Below are 1,647 nucleotides of genomic sequence, written 5' to 3'. Positions count from 1 at the left end.
TGATCTGTACCCTGTCAAGTACTCAATTTAATTATCAACATTTTTTTCTTTAAATTTCCTATATTCTATTGGACTTCTATTCCCTAAATTTTTTTGAAGTCTCTCTTCATTGTAAAATTTTATATACTCTGAAATATCTTTTTCTAATTCTGATAAAGTTTTATATTTCTTTAAATAGTATTTTTCTACTTTTATATTTCCAAATAATCCTTCCATTGGACCATTATCTATACACTTTCCCACTCTTGACATACTATGAGTTATATTTAATTTTTCTAAAGCAGATTTATATTCTAAAGATCTAAATTGACTTCCTCTATCACTATGTAATATTCTCTTAGTAGTTAAGTTACTATCAAAACTATTATTTAAAACTTCTAATACTAATTTTGTATCAGCTTTATTTGAAAAAGAATATGATAAAATTGATCTATCATATAGATCTAAAGTAGCACAGAGGTATATTTTTTTATCTTTACCATATTTAAACTCTGTTATATCAGTTAATACTTTTTGTTGAGGATTTTCCGCCGAAAAATTCCTATTTAATATATTCTCAGATTGATATTCAGCGGAAGTTTTAATATATTTTTTCTTTTTTCTTCTTATTATAGAAGAAATATTTAGTTCATCTTTCATTAATCTATAGATTCTTTTAACATTATAGTTTTTATTCATTTGATGGTTAACATTCATAGTTATTCTACGAAAGCCGTAAATCTTATTTACAGAATAGTATATTTCTAAAATTTTTTCTTTAATAATTTCATTTTCTTTTTCTCTATTTGAAGGAGTTCTGTGTAACCACTTGTAATATGATCTTCTATTAATTTTCCAAACTTCACAAAGAAATTTTATAGAATATTTGTATTCAAAAGCAACTTCTTTAATAGCCAAAAATTTAAGTTTTAGATCACTCCCCCTTCCAATTCTTTCAACTTTTTTATTAATAGCAACTCAGCCTCAAGTCTTCTATTTTTTTCTTCTAATTCTTTATTTTTTCTTTTTAAAATTTCTTCTTGAGAAAGGTCGCTTTGATCCTTTCTAATTCCCCTTTTATCATCTAAAGCATTATCGCCATGAATTTTATACTTTCTAGCCCAATCTCTAAGCTGTCCTTCAGTAATATCATTATTTGTAGCTATTTCTTTAGCAGACTTTTCTTTATTAATATATTGTAAAACTAATTGAATTTTTTTATCTTTTGATATTTTCTCTCTAGCCATAAACTCTCCTACTTTAATATTCCATTTAGGAGTATTATACCATTTTAACCAAGTTCTTAAAACAGCATCGCCAGAAAGATTATATATTTTTACAATTTGTAGCATAGAGAAATTTCCAGTTAAATAATCTTTAACAGAATTAATCAATACATGAGAAGGATATTTAGTGGGTTTTTTAATTTCTTTAAGCCCTTCTAAACCTTCATTATCATATTTAATAGACCACCTATGGATAGCAGTTCTTTCAACATTATACAATCTACAAAATTCAGCAAGAGAGATTTTGAGTTCTCTAAATTTTAAGACAAAAAACATTTTTTGTTCAGGAGTAAATTTAACTTTATTAGACATACATTACCAACTTTCTTATATTTTTTAATTTGTTGATAATATATATGTGTCCTTTATGGGTATCATATCA

Annotated in this window: 2 protein-coding genes; both read right to left on the bottom strand. The window is 25.0% G+C overall.

Going from position 1 to position 1,647, the window contains the following annotated elements; genetic code table 11:
- Positions 1–27 precede the first annotated feature (27 nt).
- Positions 28–897 carry an IS3 family transposase gene (locus I6E15_RS10005; RefSeq protein ID WP_233994404.1) on the bottom strand — a complete coding sequence of 290 codons (870 nt, stop codon included), beginning with the start codon at positions 895–897 and terminating at the stop codon, positions 28–30.
- A gap of 11 nt (positions 898–908) precedes the next feature.
- Positions 909–1,577 (bottom strand): helix-turn-helix domain-containing protein, encoded by a 669-nt coding sequence (locus tag I6E15_RS10000; protein WP_105459516.1) that lies wholly within the window; start codon positions 1,575–1,577, stop codon positions 909–911.
- Positions 1,578–1,647 lie beyond the last annotated feature (70 nt).

The organism is Fusobacterium perfoetens (genome assembly GCF_021531475.1).
GTDB lineage: Bacteria > Fusobacteriota > Fusobacteriia > Fusobacteriales > Fusobacteriaceae > Fusobacterium_B.
The sequence above is the reverse complement of the archived record's forward strand: the minus strand, read 5'-3'. Positions and strand labels throughout refer to the sequence as shown.